Source organism: Pseudomonas sp. GW821-FHT02B10, assembly GCF_059421865.1.
In genome coordinates, this window is the sequence record NZ_JBWKVU010000003.1 from 307,195 (window position 1) to 324,994 (window position 17,800).

A 17,800-nucleotide genomic window follows, 5' to 3' on the forward strand; every position below is an offset into this window, starting at 1 on the left:
CGTAAAACATATCAATCAGGTCGAACAATATATTGGAAAGAAACATTAGCCAGCTATATGCTTTTTTCCATTACCTGCCCGGCCGCGCTCCCCCGAGGTCCCCCGTGAAAACCGCTGTCGCTCCACTCGCCCACGAACTCCCTCCCACCGCCCTCGATGAGGTGGTCGCGCAACTGAACGAGGTCTACATCGAAAAAGGCACGCCGATGTTCATGCGCACGGTGCTGGCGCTGTTCAGCGGCGGTTTCGCCACCTTCGCCCTGCTCTACTGCGTACAACCGATGATGCCGCTGCTGTCCCGGGAATTTTCCATCAACGCCGCGCAGAGCAGCCTGATCCTCTCGGTCGCTACCGGCCTGCTGGCTGTCGGTCTGCTGGTCACCGGACCGATTTCCGACCGCATCGGCCGCAAACCAGTGATGGTGGTCGCCCTGTTCGCCGCCGCGCTGTGCACCATTGCCAGCGCCCTGATGCCGAGCTGGCACGGCGTGTTGCTGATGCGCGCGCTGGTGGGGCTGTCCCTGAGCGGCCTGGCGGCGGTGGCGATGACCTACCTGAGCGAGGAGATCCACCCGCAGCACATCGGCCTGGCCATGGGCCTGTACATCGGCGGCAACGCCATCGGCGGCATGAGCGGACGCCTGATCACCGGGGTACTGATCGACTTCGTCAGCTGGCACACGGCGATGCTGGTGATCGGTGGCCTGGCGCTGATCGCGGCGGCGGTGTTTTGGAAAATCCTCCCCGAATCGCGCAACTTCCGCGCCCGCTCGCTGCACCCGCGCAGCCTGCTGGACGGCTTCACCATGCACTTTCGCGACGCCGGCCTGCCGTTGCTGTTCCTCGAGGCCTTCGTGCTGATGGGCGCGTTCGTCACGCTGTTCAACTACATCGGCTATCGCCTGCTGGCCGCGCCGTATCACATGGATCAGGCCTTCGTCGGCCTGCTGTCGGTGGTGTACCTGTCGGGGATCTACAGCTCGGCGAAAATCGGCGCCCTGGCCGACCGCCTGGGGCGGCGCAAAATGCTCTGGGCCACCATCTCGCTGATGCTCGCCGGCCTCGCGCTGACCATGCTCAGCGCGTTGCCGGTGGTGATCATCGGCATGCTGATCTTCACGTTCGGCTTCTTCGGCGCCCACTCGGTCGCCAGCAGCTGGATCGGCCGGCGCGCCCTCAAGGCCAAGGGCCAGGCCTCATCGCTGTACCTGTTCAGCTATTACGCCGGGTCGAGCATCGCCGGGACGGCGGGCGGGGTATTCTGGCACATGGCCGGGTGGAACGGCATCGGCCTGTTTATCAGCGCCCTGCTGGTGGTGGCACTGCTGGTGGCGTTGAAGCTGGCCAAACTGCCGCCACTGGCCACTCGGTAGTCGCAAACCAACATGCCGGCGACCAACCCCCGCGATCCATACGCAGGGGCCGGTCGCCGGCATGGCGATAGCTGAAGACTGTCGATCGGCTTACTTGACGATCTCCACCAGGTCGACGTCGATCTCACGCTTCATCAACCCCTTCTCGACCTCACCGGTCAGCCTGACCTGGGTCTTCTCGTTGAACGCCACTGGCGGCAGGTCTTCGTCGTCGATCTCGACGGTGATGGTGCCGCTGGCATCCTTGAATTCGTACTTGTCGTCATTGTTCAGCTTCTTGACCACATGGCCCTGCAACACGACCGGCGTATCGTCCGCGGCATCGTTGGCCGCCGCGACGCTGGTGACGGCCTGGGCACCAGGACCGGTGTAGCCGACAGCCAGGGCGGCGGTGCTGAACAGCGGAGCGAGCAACAGAACGAGGTAACGGGTTTTCATGGCAGTGATCCAATGTGGGTTTCGATAGCGCCAGATTAACCATTCAGGCTGAATTGAAACTTAATCCGCCAGGCCGTTTCCCGGGCGCAAAAAAAGGCCCGGCGAATGCCGGGCCTGGTTATCGGGTCGCGATCACTGGTGATACTGCGCCGACAGTTCGTGCACCGCGCGCAGGAAAGCGCCGGCGTGCTCTGGGTCGACTTCCGGAGTGATGCCGTGGCCAAGGTTGAACACATGGCCGCTGCCCTTGCCGTAGCTGGCGAGGATGCGCCCGACTTCGGCACGGATCGCTTCCGGCTTGGCGTAGAGCACGGTCGGGTCCATGTTGCCTTGCAGGGCGACTTTGTTGCCGACCCGCCGGCGCGCTTCGCCGAGGTCGCAGGTCCAGTCCAGGCCCAGGGCATCGGCACCGGCGTCGGCGATGCTTTCCAGCCACAGGCCGCCGTTCTTGGTGAACAGGATCACCGGCACCTTGCGCCCTTCGTGCTCGCGGATCAGGCCACTGACGATCTTGCGCATGTAGGCCAGGGAGAACTCCTGGTAGGCCGCCGCCGACAGGTTGCCGCCCCAGGTGTCGAAGATCTGTACCGCTTGCGCGCCGGCCTTGATCTGGCCGTTGAGGTAGCTGACGACCGACTGCGCCAGCTTGTCCAGCAGCAGGTGCATGGCTTGCGGGTTGTCGTAGAGCATCGCCTTGGTCTTGCGGAAGTCTTTCGACGAGCCGCCCTCGACCATGTAGGTAGCCAAGGTCCAGGGGCTACCGGAGAAGCCGATCAACGGCACGCGGCCGTTGAGCTCGCGGCGGATGGTGCTGACCGCGTCCATCACATAGCCCAGGTCCTTGTGCGGGTCCGGGATCGGCAGGGCCTCGATATCGGCCAGGGTGCTGACGACCTTCTTGAAACGCGGGCCTTCGCCGGTTTCGAAGTACAGGCCCTGGCCCATGGCGTCGGGGATGGTCAGGATGTCGGAGAAGAGGATGGCCGCATCCAGTTGTGGATAGCGGTCCAGCGGTTGCAGCGTGACTTCGCAGGCGAACTCCGGGTTCATGCACAGGCTCATGAAGTCACCGGCGTTGGCACGGCTGGCGCGGTATTCAGGCAGGTAGCGCCCAGCCTGACGCATCATCCACACCGGGGTGACGTCTACGGGTTGCTTGAGCAGGGCACGAAGGAAACGGTCGTTCTTCAGGGCAGTCATGTCGGCATCCGGAAAAAAAGTGCGGGCATTTTCTCAGAGCGCGACGCAAAAGGCACGGCGAGAGCCGTGCCTTTTATCTATCGGGTCAATTTGTCGCGCCACAAGTGCCGCTTCTGTAGCCGCTGCCGAAGGCTGCGAACGACCGCAACGCGGGCGCAGGATCGTGAGATCGCTGAAGGCCTGCGGCCTTATCGCAGCCTGCGGCAGCGGCTACAGGGATGGCCTTTGCTGTATCAGACGCCCAGGTAGTCGAGGATCCCTTCGGCGGCGTTGCGGCCTTCGAAGATCGCCGTCACCACCAGGTCGGAACCGCGCACCATGTCGCCACCGGCGAAGATCTTCGGGTTGCTGGTCTGATGCTTGTACTGACCCTGTTCCGGCGCCACGACGCGGCCCTGGCTGTCAGTCTGGATGCTGAACTGCTCGAACCACGGCGCCGGGCTCGGGCGGAAACCAAAGGCGATGACCACGGCGTCGGCCGGGATGACCTCTTCGGAACCCGGGATCGGCTCGGGGCTGCGACGGCCACGGGCGTCCGGCTCGCCGAGACGGGTCTCGACCACCTTCACGCCTTCGACCTTGTCTTCGCCGACGATGGCAATCGGCTGGCGGTTGTAGAGGAACTTCACGCCTTCTTCCTTGGCGTTCTTCACCTCTTTGCGCGAGCCGGGCATGTTCGCTTCGTCACGACGATAGGCGCAAGTCACCGCCTTGGCGCCCTGGCGGATCGACGTGCGGTTGCAGTCCATCGCCGTGTCGCCGCCACCGAGGACCACGACCTTCTTGCCCTTCATGTCGACGAAGTCTTCCGGCGACTTTTCAAAGCCCAGGTTGCGGTTGACGTTGGCGATCAGGAAGTCCAGCGCGTCGTGCACGCCCGGCAGGTCCTCACCGGCAAAGCCGCCCTTCATGTAGGTGTAGGTGCCCATGCCCATGAATACCGCATCGTATTCTTCGAGCAGTTGCTCCATGGTCACGTCTTTGCCCACCTCGGTGTTGAGGCGGAACTCGATGCCCATGCCGCTGAAGACTTCGCGACGATTGCTCAGCACGGTCTTTTCCAGCTTGAACTCGGGGATGCCGAAGGTCAGCAGGCCACCGATTTCCGGGTTCTTGTCGAACACCACCGGGGTCACGCCACCGCGTACCAGCACGTCGGCGCAGCCCAGGCCCGCCGGGCCCGCGCCGATCACCGCGACCCGCTTGCCGGTCGGCTTGACCTTGGACATGTCCGGGCGCCAGCCCATGGCGAAGGCGGTGTCGGTGATGTACTTCTCCACCGAACCGATGGTCACCGCGCCGAAGCCGTCGTTGAGGGTGCAGGCACCCTCGCACAGGCGGTCCTGCGGGCACACCCGGCCGCAGACTTCCGGCAGGGTGTTGGTCTGGTGCGACAGCTCGGCGGCGGCGAGGATGTTGCCCTCGGCCACCAGCTTGAGCCAGTTGGGAATGAAGTTGTGCACCGGGCACTTCCATTCGCAGTACGGGTTACCGCAACCCAGGCAGCGGTGGGCCTGGTCGGCCGACTGCTGGGGTTTGAAGGGTTCGTAGATCTCCACGAACTCTTTCTTGCGTTGACGCAACAGTTTCTTCTTCGGATCCTTGCGCCCGACCTCGATGAACTGGAAGTCATTATTCAGACGTTCAGCCATAGTTAAAACCTCATCAAACTCTTCAGGCGCATATCACTGCGGGTTGGCACGGGTGCTGGAAAGCAACGATTTCAAGCTGGCAGCCTTCGGCTTGACCAACCAGAAACGACGCAGGTAGTCATCGAGGTTCTCGGCCAGGTTACGGCCCCACTCGCTACCGGTTTCCTCGACGTATTCGTCCAGCACGCGCTGCAGGTGGCTGCGATAGGCTTCCATCGCTTCGCCGCTGATCCGCTGGATTTCCACCAGCTCGTGGTTGACCCGGTCAACGAAGGTGTTGTCCTGGTCGAGCACGTAGGCGAAACCGCCGGTCATGCCTGAGCCGAAGTTGTAACCGGTCTTGCCCAGCACGCAGACAAAACCACCGGTCATGTATTCGCAGCAGTGATCGCCAGTGCCTTCCACCACGGTGTGGGCACCGGAGTTGCGCACGGCGAAACGTTCGCCCGCGGTGCCGGCGGCGAACAGCTTGCCGCCGGTAGCGCCGTACAGGCAGGTGTTGCCGATAATCGCGCTGTCCTGAGTCTTGTAGGCGCTGCCTTTGGGCGGAACGATCACCAGCTTGCCACCGGTCATGCCCTTGCCGACGTAGTCGTTGGCGTCGCCTTCGAGGTAGAGGTTCAGGCCGCCGGCGTTCCACACGCCGAAGCTCTGACCGGCAGTGCCCTTGAAGCGGAAGGTGATCGGCGCCTTGGCCATGCCTTGGTTACCGTGGACCTTGGCGATTTCGCCGGAGATCCGCGCACCGATGGAACGGTCGCAGTTGCAGATGTCGAGCGCGAACTCGGCACCGCTGAGGTCGGCGATCGCAGGCTTGGCCATGGCGACCATTTTCTCGGCCAGCAGGCCCTGGTCGAACGGCGGGTTGCGATCGACCTGGCAGAACTGCGGCTTGTCCGCCGGGATATGGTCGCTGCCCAGCAGCGGGGTCAGGTCCAGGTGATGCTGCTTGGCGGTCTGGCCTTCGAGGATTTCCAGCAGATCGGTGCGACCGATCAGCTCTTCCAGCGAACGCACGCCCAGCTTGGCCAGCCACTCACGGGTTTCCTCGGCGACGTAGGTGAAGAAGTTCACCACCATCTCCACGGTACCGATGTAGTGGTCCTTGCGCAGCTTCTCATTCTGAGTCGCCACGCCGGTGGCGCAGTTGTTCAGGTGGCAGATACGCAGGTACTTGCAACCCAGGGCGATCATAGGCGCGGTGCCGAAGCCGAAGCTTTCGGCGCCGAGGATCGCCGCCTTGATCACGTCGAGGCCGGTTTTCAGGCCACCGTCGGTCTGCACCCGGACCTTGCCGCGCAGGTCGTTGCCGCGCAGGGTCTGGTGGGTTTCCGCCAGGCCCAGTTCCCACGGCGCGCCGGCGTACTTGATCGAGGTCAGCGGCGAGGCGCCGGTGCCACCGTCGTAGCCGGAGATGGTGATCAGGTCGGCGTAGGCCTTGGCCACGCCAGCGGCGATGGTGCCGACGCCGGCTTCCGCCACCAGCTTCACCGAAACCAGCGCCTGTGGGTTGACCTGCTTCAAGTCGAAGATCAGCTGCGACAAGTCTTCGATGGAATAGATGTCGTGGTGCGGCGGTGGCGAAATCAGGGTCACGCCAGGTACCGCGTAACGCAGCTTAGCGATCAGGCCGTTGACCTTGCCGCCCGGCAGCTGGCCGCCTTCGCCGGGCTTGGCGCCCTGGGCCACCTTGATCTGCAACACTTCGGCATTGACCAGGTATTCCGGGGTCACGCCGAAACGGCCGGTGGCCACCTGCTTGATCTTCGAACTCTTGATGGTGCCGTAGCGCGCCGGGTCTTCGCCGCCTTCACCGGAGTTGGAACGCGCACCCAGGCGGTTCATGGCTTCGGCCAGGGCTTCGTGGGCCTCCGGCGACAGCGCGCCCAGGGAGATACCGGCGGAGTCGAAACGCTTGAGGATCGATTCCAGCGGCTCGACTTCGCTGATGTCCATCGGCGTGTCCAGGGTCTTCACCTTGAACAGGTCGCGGATCATCGATACCGGGCGGTTGTCCACCAGCGCGGTGTATTCCTTGAACTTGGCGTAGTCGCCCTGCTGCACGGCGGCTTGCAGGGTGTTGACCACATCCGGGTTGTAGGCGTGGTATTCGCCACCGTGGACAAACTTCAGCAGGCCGCCTTGCTGGATCGGCTTGCGCGGGCTCCAGGCTTCGGTAGCCAGGGCTTTCTGCTCGGCTTCGATGTCGACGAAACGCGCGCCCTTGATGCGGCTCGGCACGCCACGGAAGCTCAGCTCGCAGACTTCCTCGGACAGGCCGATGGCCTCGAACAGCTGCGCACCGCGGTAGGACGCGATGGTCGAGATACCCATCTTCGACAGGATCTTCAGCAGGCCCTTGGTGATGCCCTTGCGGTAGTTCTTGAACACCTCGTAGAGGTCGCCCAGCACTTCACCGGTACGGATCAGGTCGCCCAGCACTTCATAGGCCAGGAACGGATAGACCGCCGAGGCGCCGAAACCGATCAGCACCGCGAAGTGATGCGGATCGCGCGCGGTGGCGGTTTCCACCAGGATGTTGGAGTCGCAGCGCAGGCCCTTCTCGGTCAGACGGTGGTGCACCGCGCCGGTGGCCAGGGACGCGTGGATCGGCAACTTGCCCGGAGCGATATGGCGGTCGCTGAGGACGATCTGGGTACGACCGGCGCGCACGGCTTCTTCGGCCTGGTCGGCGACGTTGCGGATCGCCGCTTCCAGGCCGAGGCTTTCCTCGTAGTTCAGGTCGATGACCTGACGCTCGAAGCCCGGACGGTCGAGGTTCATCAGCGAGCGCCACTTGGCGGGCGAGATCACCGGCGAGCTGAGAATCACGCGGGAAGCGTGCTCAGGCGATTCCTGGAAGATGTTGCGCTCGGCACCGAGGCAGATCTCCAGGGACATGACGATGGCTTCGCGCAGCGGGTCGATCGGCGGGTTGGTGACCTGGGCGAACTGCTGGCGGAAGTAGTCGTACGGCGTGCGCACACGCTGGGACAGCACGGCCATCGGCGTGTCGTCGCCCATGGAGCCGACCGCCTCGTAGCCTTGCTCGCCCAAGGGACGCAGCACCTGGTCGCGCTCCTCGAAGGTGACCTGGTACATCTTCATGTACTGCTTGAGCTGGTCGACGTCGTAGAACGCCGAACCGTGGTCGTTGTCTTCCATGGTCGCCTGGATGCGCAGGGCGTTCTTGCGCAGCCATTGCTTGTACGGATGACGGGACTTCAGGCGGTTGTCGATGGCGTCGGTGTCGAGGATCTGCCCGGTTTCGGTGTCCACGGCGAAGATCTGGCCCGGGCCGACACGGCCCTTGGCGATCACCTCTTCAGGCTGGTAGTTCCAGACGCCGATTTCCGATGCCAGGGTGATGAAACCGTTCTTGGTGGTGACCCAGCGCGCCGGGCGCAGGCCGTTACGGTCGAGCAGGCAGACGGCGTAGCGGCCGTCGGTCATGACCACGCCCGCGGGGCCGTCCCACGGTTCCATGTGCATGGAGTTGTATTCGTAGAACGCACGCAGGTCGGCGTCCATGGTCTCGACGTTCTGCCACGCCGGCGGAATGATCATCCGCACGCCACGGAACAGGTCGATGCCGCCGGTGACCATCAGCTCCAGCATGTTGTCCATGCTCGAGGAGTCGGAACCCACGCGGTTGACCAGCGGGCCGAGTTCTTCCAGATCCATCAGGTCGTTGGTGAACTTGGTGCGCCGGGCCTGGGCCCAGTTGCGGTTGCCGGTGATGGTGTTGATCTCGCCGTTGTGGGCGAGGAAGCGGAACGGCTGCGCCAGCGGCCATTTCGGCAGGGTGTTGGTGGAGAAGCGCTGGTGGAACACGCAGATCGCGGTTTGCAGGCGCGGGTCACCCAGGTCCGGATAGAAGGCGGCGAGGTCCGCCGGCATCATCAGGCCTTTATAGATGATGGTCTTGTGGGAAAAGCTGCAGATGTAGTGGTCGGTATCGGCGGCGTTGGCCACCGACGAACGACGACGGGAACTGAACAGCTTGACTGCCATGTCCTGGTCGCTCAGGCCTTCGCCGCCGATGTAGACCTGTTCGATCTGCGGCAGGCGCTCCAGGGCCAGGCGGCCGAGAACGCTGGTATCGATCGGCACTTTGCGCCAGCCGATCAGTTGCAGGCCTTCGGCCAGGATCTCGCGGTTCATGTTCTCGCGAGCGGCTTCGGCCTTGGCCGGATCCTGGTTGAAGAAGACCATGCCCACGGCATATTGCTTGGGCAATTCGACACTGAAGGTTTCCTGGGCAATGGCTCGCAGGAACGCGTCAGGCTTCTGAATCAGCAGACCGCAACCGTCGCCGGTCTTGCCGTCCGCGTTGATCCCACCGCGGTGGGTCATGCAGGTCAGGGCCTCGATGGCCGTTTGCAAAAGGGTATGACTGGGTTCGCCCTGCATATGGGCTATCAGACCGAAACCGCAGTTATCCTTGAATTCATCTGGTTGGTACAGACCTGCTTTCATAGACACTTTCTCACCAGGCTGCCTCTTATCGAGACAAATTTCTTTTCAATTCAACCAGTTACCATCCACGCCGAACGTACGCCGGCTTTGCGGGGGCAAAAGGGAGGTCATTGTACACACCGACACAGACGCTCACAAATTTGGCGACGAAATGTCGCAAATCTATGTCGCATTTATGAAAGGTTTAAAGCGATATGCTGTGCTAGTCAAAACTTTTTTAGTTCGGACCGCGACGACTCAAAAGCTACTGTGACGCAGACACCACAAGGCACGCGGCCTTGAAGGCAGCATGCGCATGCGGATTTTTTTGAGGTGCTGGGAGAGGCGGCCTGGGTAAGGCCGCCGAATCTTCAGCGAGTTGCTGCCAGTTCCTGTTGGACGCTGGCGACAGTGCGAGGCCAAGGTTTACCAGCCTGAACCTTCGCTGGCAAGGCCTTGATAGCGGTAACGGCTGCATCACGGCTGCTGAAGCTGCCGTAAGTGATCACATACAGCGGTTTGCCGTTGAGGACTTTCTTGAAATAACGGTACTGAGCACCCTGTTCCTTGACGAAGCTCTGCGCCGCGGCTTCGGAACTGGTGCCCAGGATCTGCACGACGTAGTTGCCTGGCGCCTGACCGGCGTACCAGCTACCGCCGGTGGCGGCCTTGGCTACGGTGACAGGTTTCTCGGCTGGTTTGGCGGCCGGTGCAGCCGGCTTGCTGACCGGAGCAGGCGCAGGCTTGACCACTGGAGCCGGCTTGGCAGCAGCGACCTGGGTCGGTGCCGGGGTCGGACGGGCTTCAGGCGTCGGCGCCGGACCGGCCGGCACGCCGGCTGGCGGTGCAATGGTGGTCACGGTCGGCGGCGTGGCGCTGGAGCCTTCCACCGGCACGCCATCGTCACCCTCGGTGATCCCGCCGGCGGCTTCGGCCAGAGGGCCGCGCATCACCGGTTGCGACTGGCCGACCAATGGCAGCGGCATTGGCTGGGAAGAACCGGCGAACTCGACAGCCGGGCTGCCATTGCTGTTCGGTTGCGGTGTCTGGCCCAGCGGCAGCTGCGCCTGTTCGTTGGCTGGCGCACCGGTGGTACTTGGTGCCTTGCTGCGACCCGGCATCAGCCAGGCAGCGGCAACGGCCACCACTACGACTGCGGATATCGCCAATACGTGTTTCTTCGGCATGTTGAACCCCATACTTGGACGCTTGACCGCTGAGCGGCTGGCAATCATGGCTTCGATCATTGCATCCCGGGCGACCTGGTTGATGTTGCCAGGCCAGCCATCGGAGCCTTCGTGAATATCACTGATCTGATCCGCGGAGAAAAGTTCGATACCCCGTCCTGCGCCTTCGAGACGCTGCGCCAGGTATTCGCGGGTTTCCTCTTCGGTGTAAGGCTGCAGTTCGATGACATGGAAGCGCTCTTCTTCCGCGCTCAGCAGCTCCAGGCCGGCAATCAGCGACGACTCGCCGAACAGGAACACATGCGGACGACCTTCCGGTGCGCCGGCGGCGAGCGCCAGCAGTGCCTCGAGCGCCGACTCGTCGAGCTGCTCAGCGTCATCCACCAGCAGATAGACTTCCTGGCCGGTCAGGGCCAGTTGCACCACTTGCGCCAGGATCGGGCCGATTTCGGCCTGCTCGACGTTCAGCGCCTGGGCCACCTGCCGCAGCACGCCCGCCGCGTCGCCGGCACCACGGGCGGAAACCACCACGCTCTGCACCGACTGCTTGTTGGTGCTGGCTACCAGCGCCTGACGCAGCAGCGTCTTGCCGCTGCCCTGCGGGCCGGTCACGACCAGCAGCAGCTGGCTGTAGCGCGCCAGGTGATGCAGCTGCCCCAGCACCGGCTTGCGCTGGGCGGGGAAAAACTTGAAGCCAGGCACCCGTGGAGCGAAAGGGTCATGGCTCAATTGATAGTGGCCGAGGAAAGCCTCGTCGGCATGCAAACTAGTCATGGGGATCTTATTAACCTTTAAGCTGAGCCAGGGCGCGGTAATCCGCTCCCAGCGTGGCCTGTAAAACCTCTTTCGGATAATCGTCGGTCACTACGGCTTCGCCCATACGGCGCAACAGCACCAGACGCAAACGACCATCGATCACTTTCTTGTCAATTGCCATGTGTTCGAGAAAATCCGCTTCGGTCATTTCCTCGGGCGGAATGACCGGCAAGCCTGCGCGCTGGAACAGGCGAATGCCGCGGTCACGCTCCTCGGCGGTGATCCAGCCAAGGCGTGCGGACATCTCCAGCGCCATTACGGTGCCAGCAGCAACCGCTTCACCATGCAGCCAGACACCATAGCCCATGTGGGTTTCGATGGCGTGGCCGAAGGTATGCCCCAGGTTCAGCGTGGCGCGCACACCGGACTCACGCTCGTCGGCGCCCACCACGGCCGCCTTGGCCGCGCAGGAGCGTTCGATGGCATAGGTCAGCGCCTGCTGGTCCAGGGCTCGCAAGCGGTCGACGTTGTCTTCGAGCCAGGTAAGGAACGGCTCGTCGCAGATCAGACCGTATTTGATAACTTCCGCCAGGCCGGCCGATAACTCCCGAGGCGGCAGGGTATTGAGCGAGGCAGTGTCGATCAGCACCACGTTCGGCTGATAGAAGGCGCCGACCATGTTCTTGCCCAGCGGATGGTTGATACCGGTCTTGCCGCCCACCGACGAGTCGACCTGGGACAGCAAGGTGGTAGGAATCTGGATGAAATCGACGCCACGCTGGTAGCAGGCGGCGGCAAAGCCGGCCATGTCGCCGATCACCCCGCCGCCGAGGGCGATGATCGTGGTGCGGCGATCGTGGCGTGCGGTCAGCAGGCCATCGAAAATCAGTTGCAGGGTTTCCCAGTTCTTGAACGCTTCGCCGTCGGGAAGAACCACCGAGATCACCGAGAACTGGGCGAGGCTGCGTTTCAGACGCTCAAGGTACAGCGGCGCTACGGTTTCATTGGAAACGATCGCCACTTGTCGCCCGGCGATGTGCGGAGCCAGCAACTCGGGCCGGTCCAACAAACCTTCGCCAATATGAATCGGGTAGCTGCGCTCGCCTAGATCGACCTTAAGTGTCTGCATGTGTCCCCACAGTGAAGATGGAAGCTGGTGTCCTGCCTTGCATTAACGACTGGCATCGCCTGGCTTTCTGACGCCGCGCAATAGCCATGCGCCACAACCGCGAGCGATCATGGCAAGGCGCCGAGGATAGCGCATTTCACGCTGCGCATTAACGGGGAGGCAGTTGCTGCAGGCGGTCCAGTATGTCCAGCACCACCATGCGCGGTGGCCGTTCATCGGTTTCAACCACCAGGTCGGCGATTTCCCGATAAAGCGGATCGCGAATCGCCAACAGGTCCCGCAGGGTCTTCGCCGGATCGGCCGTGCGCAGCAGCGGTCGATTGCGATCCCGTGCGGTGCGACCGACCTGCTGCTCCACAGAAGCATGCAGATAGACCACACGCCCCCCGGCATGCAGCGCCAGACGGTTGGCTTCGCGCATCACCGCGCCGCCGCCGGTCGCCAGGACCACGCCATCGGCGGAGCACAGCTCGGCGATCATGGCCTGTTCCCGATCACGAAAGCCCGGCTCACCTTCTTTATCGAAGATCCACGGGATATTGGCACCCGTGCGCAACTCAATTTCCTTATCGGAATCTTTGAATGGCAGGCGCAGCTCTTTGGCCAGCAAGCGACCAATGGTGCTTTTTCCAGCCCCCATTGGCCCAACAAGAATCAAATTTCGCACAGAATCAACGACTCACAGCAATCGCCTGGTTGTTCATGATACGCGGAGTGAGAAATACCAGCAGCTCGGATTTTTTCTCCGACACCACGTCACGCCGGAAAAGGCGGCCAAGATACGGCACATCGCCGAGAAATGGCACCTTATCTACAACCTTGCTTTGCGTATTGGAGAAAACTCCACCGATGACGATGGTCTCTCCATCGTTGATCAGGACCTTGGCGTTGACCTCGTTCTTCTTGATCGGCGGCACGTCCTGGACTTTGTTCAGGTAGTCCGGCTCGTCCTTGGTGACCTTGACCTCCATGATGATGCGGTTATCCGGGGTGATCTGTGGCGTCACCTCCAGGGACAGCGAGGCCTCCTTGAACGACACCGAGGTCGCCCCGCTGGAGGCGGCTTCCTGATAGGGGATTTCCGTGCCCTTGAGGATCTTCGCCGTCTCCTTGTCGGACGTGACGACCTTGGGCTGGGAGACGATTTCCCCGTTACCGGTCTTTTCCATGGCTGTCAGCTCAAGGTCCAGCAACACATTGTCGGTGATAAAGGCGATACCCAGGCCGGAGGTATTGGCGGTAGTGCCCAGGTCGACGAACGGTGAGTTGCTGCTGGTGCTGCCCGGCGTGCCTATGGTGGAGGAACCGTTGGTGCCGTTGCTGACCCCCGAGGCATTCCAGTTGCCCTGGTTCTGGATCGAGCCACCCCAGCGCACGCCCAGGCTTTTGTCGTAGTCGACGTTGGCCTCGACGATCCGCGCTTCGATCATCACCTGGCGCACCGGGATATCCAGCTGGCTGACGATCCGCCGCAGCTCGTCCAGGCGCTCCCGGGTCTGGTAGGCGATGATGTTGTTGGTCCGCTCATCGACAGTGATCGACCCGCGCTCGTCGGACTTGTCTTCGGCGCGGGTGACCGACTGGAACAGCTTGGCGATCTCCGCGGCCTTGGCGTAGTTGACCTGCAGCAGTTCGCGCCGCAATGGTTCCAGGTCGGCGATCTGCTTCTGCGACTCCAGTTCCTGGCGTTCGCGGGCAGCGATTTCATCGGCCGGCGCCACCAGCAACACGTTGCCCACCTTGCGCTTGTCCAGCCCCTTGGTCTTGAGCACCAGATCGAGGGCCTGGTCCCACGGCACATTCTGCAGGCGCAAGGTAATGCCGCCCTGCACCGTATCGCTGGCCACCAGGTTGAGGTTGGTGAAATCAGCGATCAATTGCAGCACCGAGCGGACCTCGATGTCCTGGAAGTTCAGCGAGAGCTTTTCGCCGTTGTAGGCCGAGCGCTCGGCGTTGCGTTTCTGCAGGTCGCCCGAGGTCATCGGCCTGACGCTCACCGTGAGTTTGTTGTCCGTCTGGTAGGTCGAGTAATCGAAAGTGCCGCCGGGCTCGATGGTGACGATGGCCTTGCCGGACTCCGCCCGGGCGCTGACGAACTGCACGGGGGTGGCGAAATCCTTGACGTCCAGCCTGACCCGCAGGGGCTCGGGCAGGCGAGCCTTGGCGAAGGTGAGGACGAGCTTGCCGCCGCGCTCCTGTATATCCGGGCTCATTCCCGAGTCGGAGAGATCGATCAGCACATTACCTTCGCCTTGCTCGCCGCGCTGGAAATCCACGCTGCGAATCGACCGCCCCACGGAAGCCACGGCCTTGGCCCGTCCGGACGCGACAGCCGGCTGCCCCGGCGCACTCAGCGCCGCCGTCGCCCCCTGGCCGATCACCACAAACAGCTGATTGCCGGCGACCCGAGTGCTGTAGGGCGCCAGCGCGACCAGATTGACGACGACCCGGGTACGCTGCCCCGATTCGACCACCGTCACGCTGCGCGCATTGCCATTGCCCAGGTCACGACTCTTGTCTGCCAGCTGGCTGACAACACCAGGCAGATCAAGGGCGATCCGCGCCGGCTGGTCGGTGGTATAGCCGCGCGGCTCGGGCACCGGCCCATCGAAGGTGAGTTTCAACTCCAGGCGATCCCCCGGCAGTGCCGCGACATCCAGGGCCTTGAGGCTGGCCGCCATGGCCATCGGTGAAAGCAGCGCCATCCATAGCGCAATACCGAAGGCTGAAAAGATCCTGTTCATGATGCGAGTTCCACTATGAGTGTTCTTTTAATGGAATGGTCCGTGGTCGCTCCAGCCACGCTCCCGCTCCATCGGGAACAATCTCGACCACCTCGACCTGTGAATCGCTGATCGCGACAATCCGCCCGTCGTTACGCCCCAGGTAATCGCCGACCTTCAGCCGATGCACGCCACCGGCGCCACGCAACAGCGCAAAGAAGCCGGAAGCATTGGAAAGAGTGCCCACCATCTCGAACTGTTCGATGCTGAAGCCCTCGAGATACTGCTTGCTGCGGTTCGGATCCGGCTTGACCGCAGGCGAGCCTGCCCGACGTGCCGCCAGGTCCACCCTGACCGCAGGCTGAAACGGGCTGCGCAAGGGTGCGGCGTTATAGGTGAACGTTGGGTAAGACCCGAATGCCGGCATTGGTTCAATCTCGCCGGGCGACTGCAACCGCGCCTCATTCATGTAGGCATCCAGATCACTGAAGTCGTCATCGTTGCCACAACCAACCAGCCCGACAAATGCCAGCACCAGCAACAAGCCGTGAGCGCGCTTCATGGGCGTGGCACCTTGTAGCGGTAAGTCCTGGCCAGAATGTTCATGCGCAGGTTCGAACCGACCTGCGGCGTGACCGGTTTGATCTCGAAATCATGCAGGGTGACGATTCGCGGCAAACCAGCCACGCCGCTGACGAAAGTCGCCAGTGCGTGATAGCCGCCGGTAACCCTGATCTGGATTGGCAATTCGACGTAAAACGGTTGGACCACCTCCGGCAACAGCTTGATCTCTTCGAACTCCAGCCCGCTGCCAAGCCCGGTGCGGCTGATGTCTTCAAGCAGGCCCGGCACCTCGGTATCGCTGGGCAACTGACGCAGCATGAGGTCAAAGGCGGTTTCCATGGCCTTCATCTGTTCGGTGTAAGGCCCGAGGTTGGCCACCAGGCGCGCCTTGCTGGCGAACTGCTGTTTCAGCACGGCCTCGTCCGCCCGGCGCTGGTCGAGTTGCAGCAACAGGTCCTTGAGGTACAGGTTGTAGCCGAGGGCCAGTACCAGCAACATGACCAGCGCCACGACCACGCCTTTGACCAGCGCCGGCCACGCCCCCATGTTGCTCATTTCCAGCTCGCCGAGATCGATCCGGCGCATCTGCGCCCACCCGCCGGACAGGTTCATTGCCCTTCCTCGCCCAGGGCGGGCCGGGTCTGATGGACGGTCAGCTGAAACACATTGACCTGGTCGGCGTTGTCCGCCCCGGCGGCCTTGACCTCTGTCAGGCTCGGCGCGTCGAACCAGTCGGAGGCGTCCAGGTTGCGCATCAGGTCCGAAACACGATGGTTCGATTCGGCCGCCCCGGTGATGGAAAGAGTCTGCCCGCTCATCCTGACATCGGTGAAATACACCCCGTCCGGCAGGGTGCGGGCCAATTGGTCGAACACCCGCGCACTGGTGGAGCGATTGCCTTGCAGGTCCTGGATGATCTTCATCCGCTCCACCAGTTGCTCGCGATGCAGCTTCAGCTCGCCGATCTTGGCGATCCGTTGATCAAGCAAGGTGATTTGAGCGCCTACGTGATTGTTGCGCGCCAGTTGCCTGTCGATCGCCCGGTCGATGATCCTGTCGCCCACGAACAACACACCCAGGGCCACCGCCGCAGCCGCCGCCAGGGCCAGGAAAAAGTGGCGACGCCGCTGTTCGCGCCGCGCCTCGCGCCAGGGAAGAAGATTGATCCGCGCCATCAGTCGAAACTCCGCAAGGCCAGCCCGCAGGCGATCATCAAGGACGGGGCTTCGCTGGCCAGGGCCGCGGCGTCGACCCTAGCGCCGATGCTCATGCCAACGAAGGGGTTGGCGATCAGCGCAGGCAAGCCCAGGCGCTGCTCGATCAACGGGACAAGCCCCGGAACCGAGGCGCTACCACCCGCCAACAGGATGGAATCGACCTGGTGTTGCGGGGCAGAAGCCTGGAAAAACTGCAACGAGCGCGAAACCTGTTGCACGACCGCCTCCTGAAAAGGTTGCAGCACCTCACTGGCGTAATCGTCCGGCAGGCCACCCTGTTTTTTCGCCAGACCGGCCTCCTCTTTCGACAGCCCGTAGCGACGCTGGATGTGTTCGGTCAGTTGGTGTCCGCCGAACAACTGCTCACGGGAATAGACGATCTGCCCTTCATGCACGACGCTCAGGGTGGTCAGGGTGGCGCCGATATCGACCACCGCCACGGTCCGGGCAGCCGGCGAGCCGGCCGCCAGGGCGAACGACCGCTCCAGCGCGCAGACTTCCAGGTCCACCACCCGCGCAGTCAGGCCCGCAAGCTCGAGCGCCGCCTCGCGAACTTCGATGTGCTCCTTGCGGCAGGCCGCCAACAGCACATCGACGCGTTCGGGATTGCGAGCCGAATAGCCGAGGACGTCGAAATCGATGGCGGCCTCGTCCAGCGGATAGGGAATGTACTGGTCGGCGTCGACCTTGAGCTGGCTTTCCCGATCGTCGTCGGACAGCCCGGCCTCCATCTCGATGACCTTGCTGATCACCGCCGAGCCGGCCATCGCCAGCGCCGCGTGCTTCGCACCCGGCCGGGCCCTGGCCAGCAGGCGAGACAGGGCATGCCCAACCCCTTCAGGCTCGACGATGTTTTTTTCGACCACGGCGTTGGCCGGCAACGGCTCCACGCCATAGGCCTCGACCCGAAAACGGCCACCGACACGGCTCAATTCAAGAAGCTTGACCGAGGTGGAGCTGATATCGATCCCCAGAAGGGAACTCGCCTTTTTACTGAAGAGTCCTAGCACTACCAATTCCCTATGACTATCCGTGACTTACGGACTCTGGAATGTCCATTGCGTTCAATCACCACGCCTTGACAGACGGGCAAATGACGCCCT

The 17,800-nt window shown here is 62.8% G+C and carries 13 protein-coding genes; 1 reads left to right on the forward strand and 12 read right to left on the reverse strand.

Translation table 11 applies throughout. From position 1 onward, the window contains the following. Positions 1 to 161 precede the first annotated feature (161 nt). The gene (locus AC07VU_RS08820; RefSeq protein ID WP_495029830.1) at positions 162 to 1,373 is read left to right on the forward strand and encodes an MFS transporter; all 1,212 of its coding nucleotides are present in this window, start codon (positions 162 to 164) and stop codon (positions 1,371 to 1,373) included. A 90-nt stretch (positions 1,374 to 1,463) separates the two neighbouring features. On the opposite strand, the gene AC07VU_RS08825 is transcribed toward AC07VU_RS08820, so the two are convergent. The 12 genes from AC07VU_RS08825 to AC07VU_RS08880 all read right to left on the reverse strand — a co-directional run bounded on the left by AC07VU_RS08825 (position 1,464) and on the right by AC07VU_RS08880 (position 17,707). Then, a complete protein-coding gene (locus AC07VU_RS08825) occupies positions 1,464 to 1,811 on the reverse strand; it encodes a YgiW/YdeI family stress tolerance OB fold protein (protein ID WP_007925834.1) in 348 nt (115 codons plus the stop codon). A 132-nt stretch (positions 1,812 to 1,943) separates the two neighbouring features. Continuing rightward, complete coding sequence (gene hemE, locus AC07VU_RS08830) at positions 1,944 to 3,011, reverse strand: uroporphyrinogen decarboxylase (RefSeq protein ID WP_007925835.1); 1,068 nt, start codon at positions 3,009 to 3,011, stop codon at positions 1,944 to 1,946. Positions 3,012 to 3,244: 233 nt separating this feature from the next. Beyond that, positions 3,245 to 4,663, reverse strand: a complete 1,419-nt coding sequence (locus AC07VU_RS08835) for an FAD-dependent oxidoreductase (RefSeq protein WP_007925837.1) — start codon at positions 4,661 to 4,663, stop codon at positions 3,245 to 3,247. A gap of 33 nt (positions 4,664 to 4,696) precedes the next feature. Continuing rightward, a complete protein-coding gene (gltB, locus tag AC07VU_RS08840; RefSeq protein ID WP_495029743.1) occupies positions 4,697 to 9,142 on the reverse strand; it encodes a glutamate synthase large subunit in 4,446 nt (1,481 codons plus the stop codon). 350 nt (positions 9,143 to 9,492) lie between these two features. After that, complete coding sequence (locus AC07VU_RS08845) at positions 9,493 to 11,082, reverse strand: SPOR domain-containing protein (RefSeq protein ID WP_495029744.1); 1,590 nt, start codon at positions 11,080 to 11,082, stop codon at positions 9,493 to 9,495. Positions 11,083 to 11,092: 10 nt separating this feature from the next. After that, positions 11,093 to 12,193, reverse strand: coding sequence for a 3-dehydroquinate synthase (gene aroB / locus AC07VU_RS08850; protein WP_087089784.1), 1,101 nt, complete (start codon positions 12,191 to 12,193; stop codon positions 11,093 to 11,095). 148 nt (positions 12,194 to 12,341) lie between these two features. Further along, positions 12,342 to 12,860: a shikimate kinase AroK gene (aroK, locus tag AC07VU_RS08855; protein ID WP_009041824.1), complete on the reverse strand. Its 519-nt coding sequence runs from the start codon at positions 12,858 to 12,860 to the stop codon at positions 12,342 to 12,344. A 4-nt stretch (positions 12,861 to 12,864) separates the two neighbouring features. Then, entirely contained in the window at positions 12,865 to 14,937 is a 2,073-nt protein-coding gene (locus AC07VU_RS08860) for a type IV pilus secretin PilQ (protein ID WP_495029745.1), read from the reverse strand. A gap of 13 nt (positions 14,938 to 14,950) precedes the next feature. Beyond that, complete coding sequence (locus tag AC07VU_RS08865) at positions 14,951 to 15,478, reverse strand: pilus assembly protein PilP (protein ID WP_274305308.1); 528 nt, start codon at positions 15,476 to 15,478, stop codon at positions 14,951 to 14,953. After that, the gene (locus AC07VU_RS08870) at positions 15,475 to 16,092 is read right to left on the reverse strand and encodes a type IV pilus inner membrane component PilO (protein WP_007925847.1); all 618 of its coding nucleotides are present in this window, start codon (positions 16,090 to 16,092) and stop codon (positions 15,475 to 15,477) included. The genes AC07VU_RS08865 and AC07VU_RS08870 overlap by 4 nt, the downstream gene beginning before the upstream one ends. Continuing rightward, positions 16,089 to 16,655, reverse strand: coding sequence for a PilN domain-containing protein (locus AC07VU_RS08875; RefSeq protein ID WP_277587696.1), 567 nt, complete (start codon positions 16,653 to 16,655; stop codon positions 16,089 to 16,091). The genes AC07VU_RS08870 and AC07VU_RS08875 overlap by 4 nt, the downstream gene beginning before the upstream one ends. Next, the gene (locus AC07VU_RS08880) at positions 16,655 to 17,707 is read right to left on the reverse strand and encodes a pilus assembly protein PilM (protein ID WP_495029746.1); all 1,053 of its coding nucleotides are present in this window, start codon (positions 17,705 to 17,707) and stop codon (positions 16,655 to 16,657) included. Before AC07VU_RS08880 ends, AC07VU_RS08875 begins: the two co-directional genes overlap by 1 nt. Between the last annotated feature and the right edge of the window lie 93 nt (positions 17,708 to 17,800).